We start from the raw sequence: 19721 nt of genomic DNA, 5'->3' as shown, positions 1-19721 counted from the left end.
TATTTAATTCATTCTATTACTTCTGATAATGGTTCTGAGTTTTCTAATGTTAAGTATATTACTGATTTAGGTATTAAGTGGTATTTTGCTCACCCTTATTGTTCTAATGAGAGGGGTAGTAATGAAAATAATAATAAGATGATTAGGAGATTTATTCCTAAGGGTAGGTCTATGAATAAATTAAGAAAAAAAGATGTTAAATTTATTGAAAATTTTATGAATAATTATCCTAGAAAAATTTTCAATTCTTCAACATCTTATGAAGTTTATGAATGTCTTTTAAATCTTGTTTAAGTTGTTTTTGGACATTTACTTTTGGAATTTAGGAATAGCTATGAAGAAATAGAATTTAATAAAATTTTTACTAAAAGTTTAAATAACTTTCAGTTAAAAATTGAAAAAGATTATATTTACTTAAGTTTACCAACTTTTTTAAATATTGATTTAAATGGTAAAACTTTAGAAGAATATTTATTTGATAAATTAAAAGATGAAAAAATTGAAGATAAGAATTTAATAATAGATTTAAGAGGAAATCTAGGAGGTTATCCAAATTCTATAGAATATCTTTTAAGAAAATATTACGATTTACCATTTGATTTTACTAATCTAATTGGTAATACATCTAATAAGGTTATTAGATATTTAGAATATAGTTATGATAACTATAAAAAAGGAGTAGAAAAAGTTGCTAAAAAAAGAGGAAAAGCCAAAATTTTCATAATTGTTAATGATAAAAGTGCCTCTTCTAGTGAAGTTACAATTTCTATGTTAAAGATACTGGATTATAAAAATGTGTATGTTTTAGGTTCAAATTCTAGTGGTACTTTTATAACAAATGCTGGGAGTAATTACATTCTAAAAAATTCTAACCTAGTATTAAAAATACCAGAATTTGGTAATTATGTTCCTAAAGAATACCGTGGTGAGGGAATAGGATTTTATCCAGATATTTGGATTAAAGATGGTAAAGATATAGAAAATGTGGTTAAAGAATTAATAAAGAAAATAGGATGATAAAAGAAAAGATGATTCAAGGTTCTTAATTTATTTAGGATTTAGAATCATCTTTTTATATATTCATATTATTAATGATAATCATTTAATATATATATTTTATATATTTGATATATTGTGATATAATCATATTATCGAAAAATAAAGGAGGAATCAGTAATGAAAAAAATAATATTATCAGTTTTAACACTTTTTATAATGTTTAGCTGTGGTAATAAAGCAGAAGTTGATGTAAAAGGAGGAACTGAGTCTATTATTAAAATTGGTGTTCCTGAACCTTTAACTGGAGATTTATCTCAATATGGAGTTGCAATAAAAGAGGGAATAGAATTTAAAATTTCTCAAATAAATAATGAGGGTGGAATTAATGGTAAAAAGATAGAATTAATAGTTGAAGATACTAAAGGTGATTTACAAGAAGCAGTAAATATAATGAAAAAAATGATATCTGTTGATAAAGTTGATGCAATATTAGGTGAGGCAATTTCAGCAAATTCATTTGCAATTGCAGAGCTTGCACAAAAGGCTAAAATTCCTATGATAACACCAGCAGGTACAAGGTTTGATATTACAGAAAATAAGGACTTTGTATTTAGAGCTACATTTACAGACCCATTCCAAGGAGAGGTATTAGCTAAATATATTAAGCAATTAGGATATTCAAATGTAGCAATTTTAACAAATACTTCAAGTGATTATTCAGTTGGAATAACTAATAGTTTTAAAGAGGTTGCAGAACAAATTGATTTAAAATTTTCTGAACAAAAATATACTAAAGAAGATAAAGATTTTAAATCATTGTTGACAAATATAAAAAATTCTGGGTTTGATTCAGTTTTAGTTCCTGATTATTATAACACAGTTGGATTAATTTTATCTCAAGCAAAAGAGTTGGAACTTAATGTTAAATTCTTTGGTGCAGATGGTTGGGATGGAATACAAACAGACTTTGTTGATGTAGCTGAGGGAGCTATATTTACAACTCAATTTGATATAAATGATACATCAGAATTAAGTATGGACTTTATTTCTAAATTTAAAGAAAAATATTCTAAAGAACCTAACTTATTTACAGCACTAGGATATGATGCAGCTACTATTCTTGTAGAGGCTTTAAAATCAGTAGAAAATACATCAGATAGCTTGGCAGTTAAAGAAGCATTAAATAAAGTGAACTTAGAATTAGTTACAGGAAAATTAGAATTTGATGAAAATAGAAACCCTAAGAAAGTAGTTTCTTTCTTAACAATAGAAAACGGGAAATTAGTATTAAAAGAAAAATTCTAAAGTTGTGCTCTTAATGAGCACAATTTTTTGAGGAGAAAAGATGTTTAAAAATTTTATAGATCAAACGATAAATGGATTACAGACAGGTAGTATATATGCACTTATAGCTTTAGGATATACTATGGTTTATGGAATAGTTAAATTAATTAACTTTGCCCATGGAGATATATTAATGATAGGAGCATATATTAGTTTTGTAGCGGTAAACAGAGGATTTGGATTAACTACAGCTTTAATATTATCCATAATATTTTGTTCTGTTTTAGGTATAGTTATTGAAAGATTAGCATATAGACCATTAAGAGATTCATCACGTATGAATGTATTAATTACTGCAATAGGGTTAAGTTTTTTACTTGAAAGTTTAGCTTTAATATATTTTGGAGCATCTCCGAAAATTATTAAATCTGAATTTATACCAAGATATTTATCAAGTTCAGAATACATTAGTATATTTGGTATAAGAGTTAGTAATTTAAGCTTTTTTATAATCATAGCTACTCTATTTTGTATGTTATTATTACATATATTTATTAAATACACTAACTTGGGAAAGGCTACAAGGGCAGTTTCACAAGATATATCAGCAGCAAAACTTATGGGAATAAATACAGATTTTACTATATCTTTAACATTTGCTATAGGTTCAGCATTAGGTTCTTTAGGTGGAGTAATGTATGCACTTACTTATCCAAGAATAGACCCATATATGGGATTACTTCCAGGACTTAAAGCATTTATTGCTGCAGTTTTTGGAGGAATAGGTAATATACCGGGAGCTATGGTAGGTGGATATGTGATGGGACTTCTTGAAACATATGTTAAGGGATATATTTCATCTACTTGGGCAAATCCTATAGTATTTATTTTATTAATCATCATTCTATTATTTAAACCTAATGGATTATTTGGTAAGAATAGAAAGGAAAAGGTTTAAATATGGAAAAGAAAAATATTTTAAAATTAAATAAAACTAACTATATCGTATCATTTTTAATGATATTAGTTATATATTTGATATTACAATATTCTATCATAGGAGATGGTATATTTAGTTATAAGGCGAGTATTTACATAAATATTTTAATATATATTTTATTTGCTTTAAGTATAAATATTACAACAGGAGTTATGGGTGAACTTAATTTAGGACATGCAGGGTTTATATCTATAGGAGCATATTCATCAGCTGTTTTTTCTAAATGTTTATATAGTTTTAATTTACATTCATTTCTACATTTAGTTATAGTTTGTATTTTTGGAGCAATAATTGCATCACTTTTTGGAACTTTAGTTTCTATGACAACTCTTAGATTAAGAGGAGATTATTTAGCAATAATAACACTTGCATTTGGAGAAATAGTAAAGTATATAATACAAAATATTGATTTTTTAGGGGGAGCTGCAGGTTTAAATGGAATACCTGATATAGTTAATTTTAGTTATGTGTTCTTGATAGTTGTTATCTCTTCAATATTAATGATAATGATATTAATATCTAAAAAAGGAAGACAACTTTTATCAATAAGAGAAAATGAAATAGCTGCTGAAAATATGGGAGTTAATATTAATAAAGCTAAAATTTATGGATTCACTCTTTCTGCTTTCTTTGCTGGTATAGGTGGAGCATTGTTTGCACATAATCTTGGAAGTTTAACGCCAGATAAATTTAATTTTGTATTTTCTATTGAAATATTAGTAATGGTAGTTTTAGGTGGTCTTGGAAGTATAACAGGAGCAGTTGTATCTGCAACTTTCTTAACATTATTAAATGAGGTATTAAGACAAGTATCAGAATATAGATTTTTAATTTATTCACTTATATTAATTAGTTTAATGATATTTAAAAAAGATGGTATATTAGGAACTAATGAATTTACTATACCAACTTTCTTAAAATACCTAAAAGATATTAAACAGAAGGTGATAAAATGAAACTATTAGAAACTAAAAATTTAACATTAAAATTTGGTGGATTAACTGCTGTTAAAGATGTTAATGTAGAAATTAATAAAAAAGAATTAGTTGGATTAATAGGTCCTAATGGTGCTGGTAAGACTTCATTTTTTAATCTATTAACAGGAGTGTATCAGCCAAGTGAGGGAGAAATATTTTTAAATGATGTGGATATTTCTCATATGAAAACTCATAAAATAGTTGCTCTTGGAATGTCAAGAACTTTTCAAAATATTAGATTATTTAAGCAATTAACAGTACTAGATAATATTAGAATTTCTTTAGACCAAAAGAAAGATTATTCAACACTAGATGCAATGTTTAGAACTAGGAAATTTAGAGAGTATGAATATGAAAGTATAGAAAAAGCTAAATCAATTTTAAAAATATTTGATTTAGATGAAATAGCAGAACATAGGGCAGATTCACTATCTTATGGTAATCAAAGAAAACTTGAAATAGCTAGGGCACTTGCTTGTTCGCCTAAATTGTTATTGCTTGATGAACCAGCAGCAGGAATGAATCCTAATGAAACTTATGAGTTAATGAAAATAATAGAAAAGATAAAAAATGAATTTAATATATCTATATTACTGATTGAACATGATATGGATTTAGTAATGGGTATTTGTGAGAGAATATATGTATTAAATTTCGGAGAAGTAATTGCAAGTGGAAAACCAAGTGAAATACAGAATAATAAAGAAGTTATTAAAGCATATTTAGGAGATTAAGATGAAAGTACTAGAAGTGAACAATATTAATGTATTTTACGATAAAATACATGCAATTAAAGATGTTTCTTTTTATATAAATAAAGGAGAAATTGTATCTTTTATTGGTGCTAATGGTGCAGGTAAAAGTACAACTTTAAATGTAATTTCTAACCTTTTAAAGATTAAGTCAGGAGAAATAGCATTATTTGGAGAAAATATATCAAATGTTAAAGCTCATAAATTAGTTTCAAAAGGTATGGCACATGTACCTGAGGGTAGAAGAATTTTTACGGAATTAACTGTATTAGAAAATTTAATGATGGGTGCTTTTACAAGACCAAAATCGGAAATAAAGGAAAGTTTAGAAAAGATGTTTAAACTTTTTCCAAGACTTAGAGAAAGAAAAAATCAATTATCTGGAACTATGAGTGGGGGAGAACAACAAATGTTAGCTATGGCAAGAGCATTAATGTCTAAACCTAAACTACTTTTATTAGATGAGCCATCTATGGGACTTGCACCATTATTAGTTAAAGAGATATTTGAAATTATTAAAAGAATTAATAAAGAAGAAAATGTAACTATATTACTTGTTGAACAGAATGCTAAGATGTCGCTTGAAATATCTGATAGGGCATATGTTATTGAAACAGGAGAAATAATACTTGAGGGTAAAGGACTAGATTTAATAGATAATCCAGTTATTAAGAAAGCTTATTTAGGGGGTTAATTTAAAATAGTACTATCACAAATTGGTAGTACTATTTTTATTAATCATTTATCATTTTATCTATTAATATATCAAAGAATTTTAAAAATTCTTCTATTGGTTCTTTATTTTTCATTCTTTTTAATTTAAGACAAGTTCCCTCAAGATTGTTTATAAGTAAATAAGTATAATAATCTATAAATTCTGATTTATATTTATTATGAACTATGCTTAATGTTTCTAAGAAAAAATATATTCTATTTTCTATTTGAGAATATGCGTCAACTAGTTTTGCATTAATTTCATCACTTAAATTAGAAAGTTCTGAATTTAAATTACCTAAAGGGGATCCACCATAAAATTTTTTAGTATTATTATTAAGTATGCCGAATAATAAATCATTTTCCTTATTTTTATCTACACTGTCATTATCCTCTATTTCTATGATTGCAAAATTATTTAGAAAAATAGAAAAAAAGGATTTAAGTTTGTATATAGATAAATCATCTACATTTTCCTCAAATAATTTTAAAATATTTTCTCTATGATAATCTATTACTTGTAATAGTAAATCATCTTTACTTTTAAAGTAATAATAAAAAGAGCCTTTTGGGATATGGCATATATCTAATATATCTTGAACACCAGTATTAACATATCCATTTCTAAAGAAAAGATTTGCACTTTGAACTATTACATTTTGTTTTTTTTCTTGTAATAATTTCTTTTTTTCCATGTATTTCACCTCTTAATTACAGTTTAATACTAAAAAGATTTAAAGTCAATATATTTTTCGACACTTTGGTCTAAGATTGTATAATTTCCAAAATCTATTTCATAATCATTCATTATTTTTTTAGAAAATGAACCATGTATATCCTTTATACCTAATTCTTTAAATTTATGAATGTTATTAATATTTATTCCACACCCAATTATAATGGGTAAGTTTTCTTTTATAGCTATTTTAATATTTTCTATACCTAGTTCTGCATTTTTTTCATGACCTGATGTTAGTATTCTAGTTATACCTAATTTTTTTAATAGTATTAAGTTGTTAATATAATCATCACTTACATCTATTGCTCTATGAAATATTGATTCTTTACCATATTCTTTAGCTAGAGTTATAAACTCCTGACTTCTTTGTATATCTATACTATTATCATGATTTAAAAATCCAAAAACAATACCTTTTATAGGTAATTCTAATAGATATTTTGCATCTTCTTTCATTATCATATATTCATTTTCTGTATATGTAAAATTACCCTCTCTAGGTCTTATCATAACAACTATATCTTTAGTTGAAATTTTTAAGGCTTGTTTTACTAACGCATATGATGGAGTTAATCCTCCGACACTTAATCCTTGATTAAGTTCTATTCTTGAAATATTTAATTTTTCTGCTATTATTATATCTTCTATATTACCTGCACAGATTTCTATATTCATTTTATACCTCCAAGCATATTATACCCTAAATACTATGATAAAAAAATATTTAAATTGCAATATGTATTTATTAAGGGTATAATTTAAAATATATATTAGGAGGTAAAATTTGAAAGAGAAAACAAAGGAATACATTTATTTTTTAATGATACCTTTATTAATATTACTTTATGCTTTTGTTTTAAATAGTCCAAAAGAAATATTTGAGGGTATATATAAGATATTAAATACTAATGATATATTAATATCAGACTATTTTTATATTTCAAATTTAGGAGCAACTTTTTTTAATGCTGGAATAATTTGTTTATTTAATATGTATTTAATATATGTTTTTGATTTAAAATTAAATGGATTATTAATTGTTTCTGTATTAATTAATTTATCTTTTGGTTTTATGGGTAAAAATATATATAATATTATACCATTTTATATAGGTACATATATTTATATTAAGTTTGTTGGTATAGAATTTAAGACAGTAATTCCTATTGCTATGATGAGTACAACACTTGCACCTATAGTATTTTCTTTAGGAATACTAGGGATTATATTAGGAATTTTCATAGGATTTATTATGCCTATAATTACTAAACATACTCTTTTATATCATGGTGGATATAATCTATATAATACAGGATTTGCTGGAGGCTTATTTGGTATCATATTATATTCAATTATTCTATCATTTGGAATTAAATTTGATGTAAATAGAAACTACAATAATATTTTCTATACTTCACCATTTATATTTTTCTTAATACTATTTTCTTTAATGATGATAATAGGGTATATAAATGATAAAAATATATTTGAGAATATGAGAAGTATACATAAACATACAGGAAGATTAGTAACAGACTTTGTTCATGAAGAGGGTTTTTATGCAACATTTTTAAATATGGGTATGATTGGACTTGTATGTTTAATATTTCCAGTATATTTTAAGGTGTTTAATGGAACTGTAATTTGTGCAATACTTACGGTAGTTTCTTTTGGTGGTTTTGGAAAGCATTTAAAAAATATTTTACCTATAATGTTTGGTGTTATTATTATGTACTATCTTACAAGTAGTAGTGTAGATGAAACTGTATTATTGATGACAGTATTTTTTTCAACAACTCTTGCCCCTATAGCAGGGAAATATGGTTGGTATTTAGGAATAATTGCTGGAATGCTTCATTTTTCAGTGGCTACACAAATAGGTAGTGTGCACGGAGGAATGAATTTGTATAATAATGGACTTGCAGCAGGAATAGTAGCATCAATTTATGTTCCAATAATAGAAGAAATTAAAGGAGTGATAAATATTGTTAGAACAAGAAAAAATAATAATTAAAATGATGGATGAACTTGTTAAATATTTTTTATCTAAGAATGGGAAAAAAATTAAAGTAGAAATAGAAGAAAAAGAGAATATATTTCAAATAATATCTAGCTCTAATATAGATATGTCAGATGATGAATTAGAATTTATAAATTCAAAACTTGCAAGTCATAAAAATAGAGAATACAATTTTTATTGGGAATTAATGGGAGAACCTTTTGAGGAAGATGAATTGAAATTATTATTTTTACTTGCAGATAATGTAAGAATATATTATGAAAATAATGAATTATTATTTATTGTAGAAATTAAAAAAAATAAGTCATCTAAATTATAGTAAAAACTATAGTTTAAGATGATTTGATAAATATAAAAGAAAGGAAATGAAACATTATGAAAATAACTATGGGAGGAAATCCAATTACTTTAATTGGAAATCAAGTAAAATTAGGAGAAATGGCACCTGATTTCAAAGCATTGAAAGGAGATTTAAGTGAGTTTAAATTAACTGATTATTTAGGTAAAAAGATAGTATTAACTTCTTTTCCATCTATAGATACAGGTATATGTGCTATACAGGCAACTAAATTTAATCAAGAAATAAGTAAATTTGATGATGCAGTACTTATAACTATTTCAAATGATTTACCTTTTGCATTAAATAGATACTGTGGTGCTAATGGAATTAATAATGCAATTACTATTTCAGATCATAAAGATGTTGATTTTGGGATGAAATATGGAATGTTAATAGAAGAGTTAAGGTTGCTTGCAAGGGCTGTATTTGTAATTGATAAAGAAGGTAAATTAGCTCATGTAGAAGTTTGTCAAGAAATTAAAAGTGAACCAAATTATGAAGAAGCATTAAAAGTATTAAGTAACATATAAAAAAATGGTAGAGGAATCTACCATTTTTTATTATATAAGTTATGGGAAGTTTGTTATTATCTTGATATGAAATATAATAAGAATACTGTGAATAAGAACCAAACTACTTTTCCAATTTCTTTATTCTTATTTGTAAATAATTTACTTAATACATATACAATAAATCCAGCTGCTATACCATCTGCTATAGAATATGATAATATCATTACTACTATAGTTATAAATCCAGATGATGCAGTCGAGAAATCATGCCAATCAACATTAGAAAGTTGAGTTGCCATTAAAATACCAACTACTACAAGTGATGGTGCAACTACAGGTTCTAAGAATACTCCACTTACTTCTATACCAGATATTACAGTTAATAGTGGAGAAAATAGAGTAGATAATAGGAATAATAATCCAACTACTATTGAAGTTAATCCAGTTCTACCACCAACTGCAACACCACTAGTAGATTCAATATAACTTGTAACATTTGAAGTTCCAAAAGCTGACCCTACTATAGTACCTATTGCATCTGAATAGAACATTTTATCCATGTCATAATCTTTTTTTCCATTATTATTAATCTTATTTGTAACTGCAATCAATGTACCAGCTGTATCAAAGAAATCAACAAATAACATTGTAAATACAACTATTATTGTTTGAGGTTTAGTTATTATTGATTTTAGACCACCTACAAATGCTCCAATTACTGAAGTGTCAAATTGTACACTTACTACTTGTGTTGGTGTTGTAGGCATTCCAGAAATTCCTATTTTATTTAAAATGATACCAACTACAGCAGTAATAAATAATCCTATAAAAATTCCTGATTTAAATTCTAAGCTCATTAAAATAATTGTAATAAATAATCCAAATAAAGCAAGTAATACAGTAGGATTTTTAAAGTTTCCTAGTGTAACTAATGTAGCAGGACTAGCCACTATTACTCCCATTTTAACAAGCCCAATAAATGCTATAAAGAATCCTATTCCAGCTCCTATAGATTGTTTCAAACTTGCAGGTATAGACTCTATGATTAATTTTCTTAACCCTAGTAATGAAATGATTAAGAATATCACTCCTGATAAAAATACCATTGCTAAAGCTTCTTGCCATGTATAACCATATTCAAGCACAACTGTATATGTAAAGAAAGCATTAAGTCCCATACCAGGTGCTAGTGCAACAGGTGAATTAGAATAAAGCCCCATAAATATACAAGCCACAGCTGCTGCTACGGCAGTTGCTAAGAAAACTGCATTTGCTGGCAAACCTGCTGTAGATAGTATACCTACATTAACTCCTAAAATGTACGCCATAGTTAGAAATGTTGTAATTCCAGCTATTACCTCTGTTTTAAAATTAGTTTCATAAGTGTAAAATTTAAAAAATTTATTCACAAAAAAACTCCCTTCTGTATTTTTAAATCGTTCTCATTAAAAATAGAAAAGAAAGTCCAACACTAAAATATATAATTTTCGTAGTCCTAGATTAAGGCTCTAGGGTAGAAACTTCCTTGCCATTTATAAGGAGATATACGATTTTTACATAAACATATTATCATAAAAAATTAAAAAAGTAAATAGCTGATAAATTTTCTTGAAAATTTAAAACAAATAATATATAATATTAAATAAATAGCATATAAATTATACATTTGATTAATGAATGTAAAGAAGGGAATGACAAGTTTGGATATACATCATTTAAAAATTTTTTATGAAACTTGTAATGAAAAAAGTTTTACAAAAGCTGCTAAAAAGCTGTTTATAAGCCAATCAGCAGTTTCTATACAACTTAAAAAATTTGAACTTTCTATGTCTACACAATTAATAGAAAGAAATTCTAAAAGTTTTAAACTTACATTCGCAGGGAATGAATTATATAAAATGTCGCAAGATATATTTAATAAAATATCTCGTTTGGAAAATCAAATGAAAAGAATAGTTTCAGATCACAAAGCTAAAATTGTAGTTGGAGCTACACATAATATAGGAGAACCTCTTTTACCTAAAATTATCACAGATTATAGTAAAAAATATAAAGAGATTGAATTTGACTTATATATTAAAAATAGTGCTTCACTTATTAATCATATTAAAGATGGAATAATAGATATAGCTATGATGGAAGAAGAAATTGTAGATGAAAAAGATCTTAAATTTGTACAAACTGATAATTATCCATTTGTAGTTATTGCACCACCATATATTAATAAAATAGAAGATATTAAAGAAATGAGTATGTTAAAAAAAGATACTCAACTTGCATCTAAATATATAGAAAATTTTGAAGAAATAATAAACCATACTTTTGAAAGAAAAATAAGTGTTAATGGTAGTAACGAAACTATTAAAAATCTTGTAATGAATGGTATGGGAATTAGTGTTCTACCGTATTATTGTGTTTATGAAGAAATCAAAGAAAAGAAAATGAATTTAGTTCATGAATTTGATAAACTTGAGGATAAATTCCAATTAGTATATTTAAAAGAAAATGAAAATAAGAAATGGATAGCAAATTTTATTGAATTTTTTAAACAATATAATATAAAATTTGAAACAGATAGTATAATTAAGAAAAAATAAAAATCTTGGGGTGCTTTAAAAGGCTGAGATTATACCCATAAACCTGATACAGATAATGCTGGCGTAGGGAAGTATTTTTTAATTTAAAATATTTACTTCCTTTGTTTGCAGAAAGGAAGTTTTTTTATGAAAAAAATTATAGATAAATTAATTAGCTATTATTTAATATTTTTTTTACTTATAATATGGCAATTATTATCTGGATTTAAAATAGTTCCTAAATTCTTATTACCATCACCTATTGATGTAATAGAAGCTTTTATTAAAGATTTTCCTTTAATAATGAAACATACAAGATATACTATTACAGAAGCATTTAGTGGTCTTTTGCTTGGAACATTTTTTGCCTTTATATTATCAATAATTATGGATAGATTTGAATTCATGTATAAAACAACCATGCCTATGCTTATTATAACTCAAACTATACCTACTGTAGCTATAGCTCCTTTACTTGTGTTGTGGCTTGGATATGGTATGAGTTCTAAAATACTTTTAGTTATGCTTACAACTTTTTTTCCTATAACTGTTGCTTTGCTTGATGGTTATAAGTCAGTTGATAAAGAAAGTTTAATACTTTTAAAATCTATGGGAGCTAATAAGGTTCAAGAATATATACATGTTAAATTACCTAGTTCTTTAAATTATTTCTTTGCAGGATTTAGAATTTCTGTATCATATTCTTTAATAGGTGCAGTAGTAGCAGAATGGCTAGGAGGATTTTATGGTCTAGGTGTATATATGACTCGTGTTAGAAAATCATATTCTTTTGATAAAATGTTTGCAATTATCTTTTTTATATCAGCATTAAGTCTATTTCTTATGACATTAGTTTCTAAAATGGAAAAATATATAATTAAATGGGAGGAAAAATGAAAAAAATATTAACTATCTTTTTCACAATGGTTTTAATGGTAAGTTGTGGAATGAAAAAAGCTGAGACAAATGGTCAAAAAATAAAAGAGAGGATAACTATTGTTCTTGATTGGGTTCCTAATACTAATCATACAGGGCTTTTTGTTGCTAAAGAAAAAGGATATTTTGATGAATATGGTTTAGATGTAGAAATAGTTCAACCACCAGAAGGTAGTAGTGCTCAATTAATAGGTACAGGTAAGGCACAATTAGGAATAAGTTTCCAAGATACATTAGCTAAATATTTTGCTGCTAAGGAAAAATTACCTGTTACTGCTATTGCAACTATACTTCAACATAATACATCAGGTCTTGTATCTTTAAAAAATAAAAATATTACTTCATTTAAAGATTTAGAAGGTAAAACTTATGGTACATGGGAAGATCCTATAGAACAAGCTGTAATTAAAAAACTAATGAAAGATGAAGGTGCAAATTTTGAAAAAGTTAATGTAATACCTTATTCATGGGATGTATTAAAGGCATTGAAAACAGATACAGATGCAACATGGATATTTTATGGTTGGGATGGAATTGCATTAAAAAATGCAGGATTTGAATTTAATTTCTTAGATGTTAAAGTAGCACCAGAACTTGATTATTACACACCTGTTATAATAGCAAATAACTATTTTTTATCAAATAATGAAGAAAATGTTACAAATTTACTAAAGGCTATAGAAAAAGGATATATGTATGCTATAGAAAATGTTGAAGAATCTGTTGATATTTTATTAAAAGAAGCACCAGAACTTGATAGAAACTTAGTATTAGAATCACAAAAATGGTTAAATGATTACTATGTAGATAAAGGAGTTAAATGGGGGCATATAGATTCAGGAAGATGGAATACATTCTATACATGGTTATTTAATAATGGATTACTTGAAAATCCAATAGAAAAAGATTTTGGGTTTACAAATAAGTATTTAGGAGAATAATATATATTTTTATGATAAAATTAGAAGTAAAGAATTTAAGTGTTGTTTTAAATGGAAAAAATATAGTAGAAGATATTAATTTTCATGTTAATAATGGTGAACTTGTAAGTGTTATAGGTCCGTCTGGAAGTGGGAAAACTACAATTTTTAATGCTGTTGCTGGGATTATACCTGCAAATACAGGTAAAGTTTTATTAAATAATATAGATGTTACAGGTAAAAATGGTAAAATGAGCTATATGTTACAAAAAGATTTATTACTGCCATTTAAAAATGTAATAGAAAATATTTCTCTTCCTTTAATAATTAAAGGCATAGATAAGAAAAAAGCATTTGAAAAAGTAAGTAATAATCTTGAAAATTTTGGTCTTTCAGGTCTTGAATATAAGTATCCTAGAGAGTTATCAGGAGGACAAAGACAAAGAGTAGCATTTTTAAGAACATATATGTTTTCTGATGATATGAATTTACTTGATGAACCATTTTCAGCATTAGATTTAATAACAAAGTCAAATATACATAAATGGTATATGGAGATTAGAAAAAAATTAAATCTTACAACTTTATTAATAACCCATGATATAGATGAAGCAATATTATTATCTAATAGAATATATATATTAAAAATAGAAAATGGTGTAGGGAAGATTTCTAAAGAAATACATATTGATTTAGAAAAAAGAGACAATACTACGATAGAGTTTATAGAATTTAAGAAAAAAATATTAGAAGAATTAAATAAAAAATAGTATAATAAGTGTAGTGGAATTATCTCTACACTTATTTAAAATATATGTGATATAAAAAACTTTCAAAAAAATATAAAAAGTGTTGACAAAGCATTTTAAATATGGTAATATAATTCTTGTCGATAGGACAATATAATAACGGTGTATAGCGCAGCTCGGTAGCGCACTTGCCTTGGGAGCAAGGGGTCACAGGTTCAAATCCTGTTACACCGACCATTATTATGCGGGAGTAACTCAGTTGGTAGAGTGTCAGCCTTCCAAGCTGAATGTCGCGAGTTCGACCCTCGTCTCCCGCTCCATTTTTATTTATGGTGGCCGTAGTTCAGTTGGTAGAGCGCCAGTTTGTGGCACTGGTTGTCGCGGGTTCAAGTCCCGTCGGTCACCCCATACATGCGCGAGTGGTGAAATTGGCATACACGCTAGACTTAGGATCTAGTGCTTCGGCGTGTGGGTTCGAGTCCCACCTTGCGCACCATTTTTGTTAAAATGAATAATCATTTGAACAAACTAAAGACAGTAGGTATAAAGTAAATCCTACCGAGGTGAGTTCTGAGTATAGTACATATATAAGGTATATACTTTTAACCTCGCCCACTAAAATATAGTGGTTTTTTTATTTACAAGGAGGTGAAACAATATGGCATCAAAAGCTAATATTGCAGCAGTAGAAATGTTGACTGAAAAATTAAAAGAAGCAAAAGCAGTGATTTTTGTTGATTATAAAGGGATTACAGTTAATGAAGATACAAAATTAAGAAGTGAAGCAAGAAAAGCTAACGTAGAATATTTTGTTGCTAAAAATAGATTAGTACAAATAGCTTTAAAAAATGTTGGTTTAGATCTTGAGTTAAATGAATTGGCTGAGGGAGCAACATCTTTTGCTTTAGGATTTGAAGATGGAGTTGCACCATCAAAATTAATTTATGATTTTGCACAACAATTTAAAGGTGAAAAATTAAAAATCAAAGGTGGAATTGTTGATGGAAAAGTAGCTGATAAAAGTACAATAGAAGCATTAGCTAAGTTACCATCAAGACCAGAATTACTAGGTATGATAGCATACGGATTATTATCACCAGTAAGAATGTTAGCAGTTGGATTATCTAACGTAGCAGAACAAAAAGAAGCTTAATAATATATATTAAAAAACAGGAGGAATTAAAATGGCATTTAATAAAGAACAATTTATTGAAGATTTAAAAGTAATGACAGTATTAGAATTAAAAGAAGTAGTAGAAGCTATAGAAGAAACTTTTGGAGTATCAGCACAACCAGTTGCAGTTGCAGGTGGAGCAGTAGCTGCAGAAGCAGTTGAAGAAAAAACAAACTTCGATGTAGTATTAACAGGAGCAGGAGCTAACAAAATAGCAGTTATTAAAGAAGTAAGAGCTATTACAGGATTAGGTTTAAAAGAAGCTAAAGACTTAGTAGATAACGGTGGAGCAGTTAAAGAAGGAGCTTCAAAAGAAGAAGCAGAAGAAATTAAAGGTAAATTAGAAGCTGCTGGAGCATCTGTAGAATTAAAATAATAACAACATATTAAAATAGGGGAATAGACATCCGAAAGTACGTGATGTCTTTTCCTCATTTATAACACCATTCAAATTTCAAATCTTTTTACTTTGATCATTTTTATATTTAACACATTATTTTCGGTGTATCAAGGTATATTTTTCATAGGAGGAAACTTAAAAAATGAATAACAAACTAATTAAAAGATATAGTTTTGGGAAAATTAAAGATAGGGGAGAAATGCCTAATTTTTTAGAATTCCAATTAGATTCTTATGAAGATTTTTTACAAACAAAAAGATCTTACGATTCAAGAGAATTAAAAGGACTTGAGGCAATATTCCAAGAAACATTCCCAATAGAATCTGCTAATGGTACTTTAAAGCTGGAGTATTTTGGGTATGAAATACATGATAGTGAAGCACCATTAAATGACGAGTTAGAATGTAAAAAAAGAGGGAAAACATTTTCAGGTCAATTAAAAGTTAAATTAAGATTAACAAACAATAAAACTGGAGAAATTAAGGAAACATTGGTACATTTTGGAGATATACCTTTGATGACTGATAAAGCTACTTTCATAATAAATGGAGCAGAAAGAGTAGTTGTTTCTCAATTGCATAGATCACCTGGTATCACTTTTAATAAAGAATTAAATATGCAAACTGGTAAAGATATGTTTATCGGTAAAATTATTCCATATAAAGGAACTTGGCTTGAATTTGAAACAGATAAAAATGATGTTTTAAATGTGAAAATTGATAGAAAGAAAAAAGTATTAGCATCTGTATTTTTAAAAGCAGTTAAATTTTTTGAATCTAATTCTGAAATAATGGATGAATTCTTTGAAATTAAAACTATACAACTTGCACCTATATACAAAAAGTATAAGAATATAGAAGATGCAAAAAGTGTTATTAGAACAGAAATAGAGGGTTCATTTGTTAATGAAGATATAGTTAATGAGAAAACAGGAGAAATAGTAATAGAATCAGAAAGCTTTATAGATGAAATTACTGTAGATAAATTAATTGAATATAACATTTCAGAAATTACTATATGGGAAGTAAAACCAGAAGATAGAATGATAGCTAAATCAATTAAAGATGATCATACTAAATCATCTGATGAGGCTGTAGTAGAAGTGTTTAAAAAAATAAAGCCTGGAGATATAGTTACTGTAGAGAGTGCCTATAACTTAATTATACCTATGTTCTTTAATCCTCAAAGATATGATTTTGCACCTGTTGGAAGATACAAAATTAATAAGAGATTAAAACTTGAAGGAGAAATTAACGAACAAGATATAGTTTTAACAAAAAAAGATGTAATAGCAACTATAAACTACTTAAAAGTACTATATAACGGTGGTGGAAGTACTGATGATATAGATAATTTATCAAATAGAAGAGTAAGAGGAGTTGGAGAGCTATTATCTATCCAAATTAAAGGTGGAGTAGCTAAGATGTCTAAAATGGTTAAAGAAAAAATGCAAACTCAAGACATTAATACTTTAACACCTCAAAGTTTATTAAACACTAAACCATTAAATGCTTTAATATTAGAATTTTTTGGTAGTGGACAATTATCTCAATTTATGGATCAATCAAATCCACTTGCTGAACTTACTCATAAGAGAAGAATATCAGCATTAGGACCTGGAGGACTTTCAAGAGATAGAGCAGGATTTGAGGTTAGAGACGTTCATAACTCACATTATGGAAGAGTTTGTCCTATAGAAACTCCAGAGGGACCAAATATAGGGTTAATAGCTTCACTTTCAACTTATGGTAAAGTAAATAAATATGGATTTATTGAAACTCCATTTGTAAAAGTTAAAGATGGAGTAGCTGATTTTAATGATATTAGTTATCTTGCTGCTGATGAAGAAGAGGGATTATTTATAGCTCAAGCAGATACTAATATAGATGAAAAAGGAAGATTACTTGATAACGATATCACATGTAGATATGGTGATGAAATAGTTCATGTTAAAAAAGAACAAGTTGATTTAATGGACGTTTCTCCTAAGCAAATAGTTTCAGTATCAGCAGGGTTAATTCCATTCTTAGAACACGATGATGCTAACCGTGCATTAATGGGATCAAACATGCAAAGACAAGCAGTACCATTACTTAAAACAGAAGCTCCTTATGTAGGAACAGGTCTTGAAAGAAAGGTTGCTATAGATTCTGGAGCAGTGCTTGTATCAAAAGTAAAAGGAGAAGTTACTTATGTTGATGCAAGTAAAATTATAGTTACAGATAAAAAAGGAGATGAACATTTACATAGATTATTAAATTTTGAAAAATCTAATCAAAGTATGTGTTTACATCAAAAACCAATAATAGATTTAGGTGCTAAAGTAAACAAAGGAGATATATTAGCAGATGGACCATCTACATCAGGTGGAGATTTATCTTTAGGTAAAAATATATTACTTGCATTCATGCCTTGGGAAGGATACAATTTCGAGGATGGAATTTTAATATCAGAAAGATTAAGAAAAGATGATGTATTTACATCATTACATATAGAAGAATTTGATATAGAAGCAAGAACTACAAAACTTGGAGAAGAAGAAATTACAAGAGAAATACCTAATGTATCTGAAGAGGCTTTACGTAACTTAGATAAAGACGGTATTGTAAGAATAGGAGCCTATGTTGAACCTGATGATATCTTAGTTGGTAAGGTAACTCCTAAAGGTGAGAGTGAACCACCTGCTGAAGAAAGATTATTAAGAGCAATTTTTGGAGAAAAAGCTAAAGATGTAAGAGATACATCGCTAAGATTACCACATGGAGTTAAAGGTACAGTAGTAGATGTATTAGTATTATCTAAAGAAAATAAAGATGATTTAAAAGCAGGTGTAAATAAGGTAGTAAGAGTTTATGTTGCAGAAAAAAGAAAAATAATGGTTGGAGATAAAATGTCAGGAAGACATGGTAATAAAGGGGTTATATCTCGTGTATTACCAGTTGAAGATATGCCACATTTAGAAGATGGTACTCCAGTTGATGTTTGTTTAAATCCATTAGGAGTTCCATCTCGTATGAATATAGGTCAAGTATTAGAGGTTCATTTGGGACTTGCTATAGGGGATATGAATAAACATATTGCAACACCAGTATTTGATGGTGCAACTGAAGAAGATGTTAAAAATTACTTAGAAGAAGCTGGATATCCTAGAACAGGAAAAGTTAAGCTAATTGACGGTAGAACTGGAGAATATTTTGATAATCCAGTAACAGTAGGAAGAATGTACATGTTAAAATTACACCATTTAGTTGAAGATAAAATGCACGCTAGAGCAATAGGACCATATTCACTAGTTACTCAACAACCACTTGGAGGTAAAGCTCAATTTGGTGGACAAAGATTAGGAGAAATGGAAGTTTGGGCTCTTGAGGCATATGGAGCTTCAAATATCCTTCAAGAAATGTTGACTGTTAAATCTGATGATATTAATGGTAGAACTAAGACTTATGAATCGATAATTAAAGGACAATCAATGCCAGAAGCAGATGCTCCTGAATCATTTAAAGTACTTATTAAAGAATTCCAATCTTTAGGATTAGATGTAAATCTATATAATAAAGAGGGAGAAAGAATAGAATTAGATAATAATTTTGAGGGATAAAAAAACTAGAATAAGGAGGCTCATATTC

General features: G+C 27.3%; 20 protein-coding genes, 4 tRNA genes, 2 riboswitches and 1 other annotated feature. Of the genes, 21 read left to right on the top strand and 3 right to left on the bottom strand.

Annotated elements, in window-relative coordinates; all coding sequences use genetic code 11:
* The 7 genes from BT993_RS03110 to BT993_RS03080 form a co-directional block, all read left to right on the top strand.
* Positions 1-294 (top strand): IS30 family transposase (locus BT993_RS03110; protein ID WP_143604243.1); only part of this gene is annotated, 294 nt, incomplete at its 5' end.
* Positions 295-315: 21 nt separating this feature from the next.
* Positions 316-1017 carry a S41 family peptidase gene (locus BT993_RS03105; protein ID WP_072593180.1) on the top strand — a complete coding sequence of 234 codons (702 nt, stop codon included), beginning with the start codon at positions 316-318 and terminating at the stop codon, positions 1015-1017.
* 159 nt (positions 1018-1176) lie between these two features.
* A complete protein-coding gene (locus BT993_RS03100; protein ID WP_072593179.1) occupies positions 1177-2304 on the top strand; it encodes an ABC transporter substrate-binding protein in 1128 nt (375 codons plus the stop codon).
* Positions 2305-2344: 40 nt separating this feature from the next.
* Positions 2345-3241, top strand: coding sequence for a branched-chain amino acid ABC transporter permease (locus tag BT993_RS03095; RefSeq protein WP_072593178.1), 897 nt, complete (start codon positions 2345-2347; stop codon positions 3239-3241).
* Between the two features lie 2 nt (positions 3242-3243).
* The gene (locus BT993_RS03090) at positions 3244-4239 is read left to right on the top strand and encodes a branched-chain amino acid ABC transporter permease (RefSeq protein ID WP_083557370.1); all 996 of its coding nucleotides are present in this window, start codon (positions 3244-3246) and stop codon (positions 4237-4239) included.
* Complete coding sequence (locus tag BT993_RS03085; protein ID WP_072593177.1) at positions 4236-4994, top strand: ABC transporter ATP-binding protein; 759 nt, start codon at positions 4236-4238, stop codon at positions 4992-4994. The genes BT993_RS03090 and BT993_RS03085 overlap by 4 nt, the downstream gene beginning before the upstream one ends.
* 1 nt (position 4995) lies before the next feature.
* The gene (locus BT993_RS03080) at positions 4996-5706 is read left to right on the top strand and encodes an ABC transporter ATP-binding protein (RefSeq protein ID WP_072593176.1); all 711 of its coding nucleotides are present in this window, start codon (positions 4996-4998) and stop codon (positions 5704-5706) included.
* Between the two features lie 40 nt (positions 5707-5746).
* Here the strand turns inward: BT993_RS03080 and BT993_RS03075 are convergent, their stop codons facing one another.
* Together BT993_RS03075 and BT993_RS03070 are read right to left on the bottom strand one after the other, a co-directional pair.
* Positions 5747-6421, bottom strand: coding sequence for a TetR/AcrR family transcriptional regulator (locus BT993_RS03075; protein ID WP_072593175.1), 675 nt, complete (start codon positions 6419-6421; stop codon positions 5747-5749).
* 29 nt (positions 6422-6450) lie between these two features.
* On the bottom strand, positions 6451-7140 hold the full coding sequence (locus BT993_RS03070; protein WP_072593174.1) for a copper homeostasis protein CutC: 690 nt from the start codon (positions 7138-7140) through the stop codon (positions 6451-6453).
* A gap of 109 nt (positions 7141-7249) precedes the next feature.
* Here BT993_RS03070 and BT993_RS03065 point away from each other — a divergent pair, with 109 nt between their 5' ends.
* From BT993_RS03065 to tpx, 3 genes are read left to right on the top strand one after another with little or no spacing between them, the layout of a single operon-like run.
* Positions 7250-8479, top strand: coding sequence for a DUF1576 domain-containing protein (locus BT993_RS03065; protein WP_072593173.1), 1230 nt, complete (start codon positions 7250-7252; stop codon positions 8477-8479).
* Positions 8451-8804 carry a hypothetical protein gene (locus tag BT993_RS03060; RefSeq protein WP_072593172.1) on the top strand — a complete coding sequence of 118 codons (354 nt, stop codon included), beginning with the start codon at positions 8451-8453 and terminating at the stop codon, positions 8802-8804. The genes BT993_RS03065 and BT993_RS03060 overlap by 29 nt, the downstream gene beginning before the upstream one ends.
* Before the next feature lie 56 nt (positions 8805-8860).
* On the top strand, positions 8861-9355 hold the full coding sequence (gene tpx / locus BT993_RS03055) for a thiol peroxidase (RefSeq protein ID WP_072593171.1): 495 nt from the start codon (positions 8861-8863) through the stop codon (positions 9353-9355).
* Positions 9356-9411: 56 nt separating this feature from the next.
* On the opposite strand, the gene BT993_RS03050 is transcribed toward tpx, so the two are convergent.
* Positions 9412-10746 carry an NCS2 family permease gene (locus BT993_RS03050; protein ID WP_072593170.1) on the bottom strand — a complete coding sequence of 445 codons (1335 nt, stop codon included), beginning with the start codon at positions 10744-10746 and terminating at the stop codon, positions 9412-9414.
* 61 nt (positions 10747-10807) lie between these two features.
* Positions 10808-10907: riboswitch (purine riboswitch) on the bottom strand.
* Between the two features lie 103 nt (positions 10908-11010).
* Between BT993_RS03050 and BT993_RS03045 the strand changes: the two genes are divergently transcribed.
* From BT993_RS03045 to rpoB, 11 genes are all read left to right on the top strand, one after another.
* Entirely contained in the window at positions 11011-11934 is a 924-nt protein-coding gene (locus tag BT993_RS03045) for a LysR family transcriptional regulator (protein ID WP_244147536.1), read from the top strand.
* Positions 11931-12021: riboswitch (TPP riboswitch) on the top strand. It overlaps the preceding gene by 4 nt.
* A 39-nt stretch (positions 12022-12060) precedes the next feature.
* Entirely contained in the window at positions 12061-12810 is a 750-nt protein-coding gene (locus BT993_RS03040) for an ABC transporter permease (protein WP_072593169.1), read from the top strand.
* Entirely contained in the window at positions 12807-13790 is a 984-nt protein-coding gene (locus BT993_RS03035; protein WP_072593168.1) for an ABC transporter substrate-binding protein, read from the top strand. The genes BT993_RS03040 and BT993_RS03035 overlap by 4 nt, the downstream gene beginning before the upstream one ends.
* An 11-nt stretch (positions 13791-13801) precedes the next feature.
* Positions 13802-14539 carry an ABC transporter ATP-binding protein gene (locus BT993_RS03030; protein ID WP_072593167.1) on the top strand — a complete coding sequence of 246 codons (738 nt, stop codon included), beginning with the start codon at positions 13802-13804 and terminating at the stop codon, positions 14537-14539.
* Positions 14540-14678: 139 nt separating this feature from the next.
* Positions 14679-14755: transfer RNA gene (locus BT993_RS03025), tRNA-Pro, on the top strand.
* A 7-nt stretch (positions 14756-14762) separates the two neighbouring features.
* A tRNA-Gly gene (locus tag BT993_RS03020) sits at positions 14763-14838 on the top strand.
* 12 nt (positions 14839-14850) lie between these two features.
* A tRNA-His gene (locus BT993_RS03015) sits at positions 14851-14926 on the top strand.
* Positions 14927-14931: 5 nt separating this feature from the next.
* Positions 14932-15014 (top strand) — tRNA-Leu (locus BT993_RS03010).
* A 14-nt stretch (positions 15015-15028) separates the two neighbouring features.
* Positions 15029-15162, top strand: a sequence feature (ribosomal protein L10 leader region).
* 14 nt (positions 15163-15176) lie between these two features.
* Positions 15177-15671: a 50S ribosomal protein L10 gene (gene rplJ / locus BT993_RS03005; RefSeq protein WP_072593166.1), complete on the top strand. Its 495-nt coding sequence runs from the start codon at positions 15177-15179 to the stop codon at positions 15669-15671.
* A 31-nt stretch (positions 15672-15702) separates the two neighbouring features.
* Positions 15703-16068 (top strand): 50S ribosomal protein L7/L12, encoded by a 366-nt coding sequence (gene rplL / locus BT993_RS03000; RefSeq protein ID WP_072593165.1) that lies wholly within the window; start codon positions 15703-15705, stop codon positions 16066-16068.
* A gap of 166 nt (positions 16069-16234) precedes the next feature.
* Positions 16235-19693 carry a DNA-directed RNA polymerase subunit beta gene (gene rpoB, locus BT993_RS02995; RefSeq protein ID WP_072593164.1) on the top strand — a complete coding sequence of 1153 codons (3459 nt, stop codon included), beginning with the start codon at positions 16235-16237 and terminating at the stop codon, positions 19691-19693.
* Positions 19694-19721: the final 28 nt, after the last annotated feature.

The sequence above is a fragment of the Streptobacillus ratti genome, from assembly GCF_001891165.1.
Taxonomy (GTDB): domain Bacteria; phylum Fusobacteriota; class Fusobacteriia; order Fusobacteriales; family Leptotrichiaceae; genus Streptobacillus; species Streptobacillus ratti.
The sequence above is the reverse complement of the archived record's forward strand: the minus strand, read 5'-3'. Positions and strand labels throughout refer to the sequence as shown.

What these genes read in the sequence shown, in the direction of transcription:
- rplJ (WP_072593166.1), top strand. Translation starts at nt 15,177, where the DNA reads ATGGCATCAAAAGCTAATATTGCAGCAGTAGAAATGTTGACTGAAAAA.
- BT993_RS03045 (WP_244147536.1), top strand. Translation starts at nt 11,011, where the DNA reads ATGAATGTAAAGAAGGGAATGACAAGTTTGGATATACATCATTTAAAA.
- BT993_RS03080 (WP_072593176.1), top strand. Translation starts at nt 4,996, where the DNA reads ATGAAAGTACTAGAAGTGAACAATATTAATGTATTTTACGATAAAATA.
- BT993_RS03090 (WP_083557370.1), top strand. Translation starts at nt 3,244, where the DNA reads ATGGAAAAGAAAAATATTTTAAAATTAAATAAAACTAACTATATCGTA.
- rplL (WP_072593165.1), top strand. Translation starts at nt 15,703, where the DNA reads ATGGCATTTAATAAAGAACAATTTATTGAAGATTTAAAAGTAATGACA.
- BT993_RS03100 (WP_072593179.1), top strand. Translation starts at nt 1,177, where the DNA reads ATGAAAAAAATAATATTATCAGTTTTAACACTTTTTATAATGTTTAGC.
- rpoB (WP_072593164.1), top strand. Translation starts at nt 16,235, where the DNA reads ATGAATAACAAACTAATTAAAAGATATAGTTTTGGGAAAATTAAAGAT.
- BT993_RS03075 (WP_072593175.1), bottom strand. Translation starts at nt 6,421, where the DNA reads ATGGAAAAAAAGAAATTATTACAAGAAAAAAAACAAAATGTAATAGTT.
- BT993_RS03085 (WP_072593177.1), top strand. Translation starts at nt 4,236, where the DNA reads ATGAAACTATTAGAAACTAAAAATTTAACATTAAAATTTGGTGGATTA.
- BT993_RS03070 (WP_072593174.1), bottom strand. Translation starts at nt 7,140, where the DNA reads ATGAATATAGAAATCTGTGCAGGTAATATAGAAGATATAATAATAGCA.
- BT993_RS03095 (WP_072593178.1), top strand. Translation starts at nt 2,345, where the DNA reads ATGTTTAAAAATTTTATAGATCAAACGATAAATGGATTACAGACAGGT.
- tpx (WP_072593171.1), top strand. Translation starts at nt 8,861, where the DNA reads ATGAAAATAACTATGGGAGGAAATCCAATTACTTTAATTGGAAATCAA.
- BT993_RS03040 (WP_072593169.1), top strand. Translation starts at nt 12,061, where the DNA reads ATGAAAAAAATTATAGATAAATTAATTAGCTATTATTTAATATTTTTT.
- BT993_RS03030 (WP_072593167.1), top strand. Translation starts at nt 13,802, where the DNA reads ATGATAAAATTAGAAGTAAAGAATTTAAGTGTTGTTTTAAATGGAAAA.
- BT993_RS03035 (WP_072593168.1), top strand. Translation starts at nt 12,807, where the DNA reads ATGAAAAAAATATTAACTATCTTTTTCACAATGGTTTTAATGGTAAGT.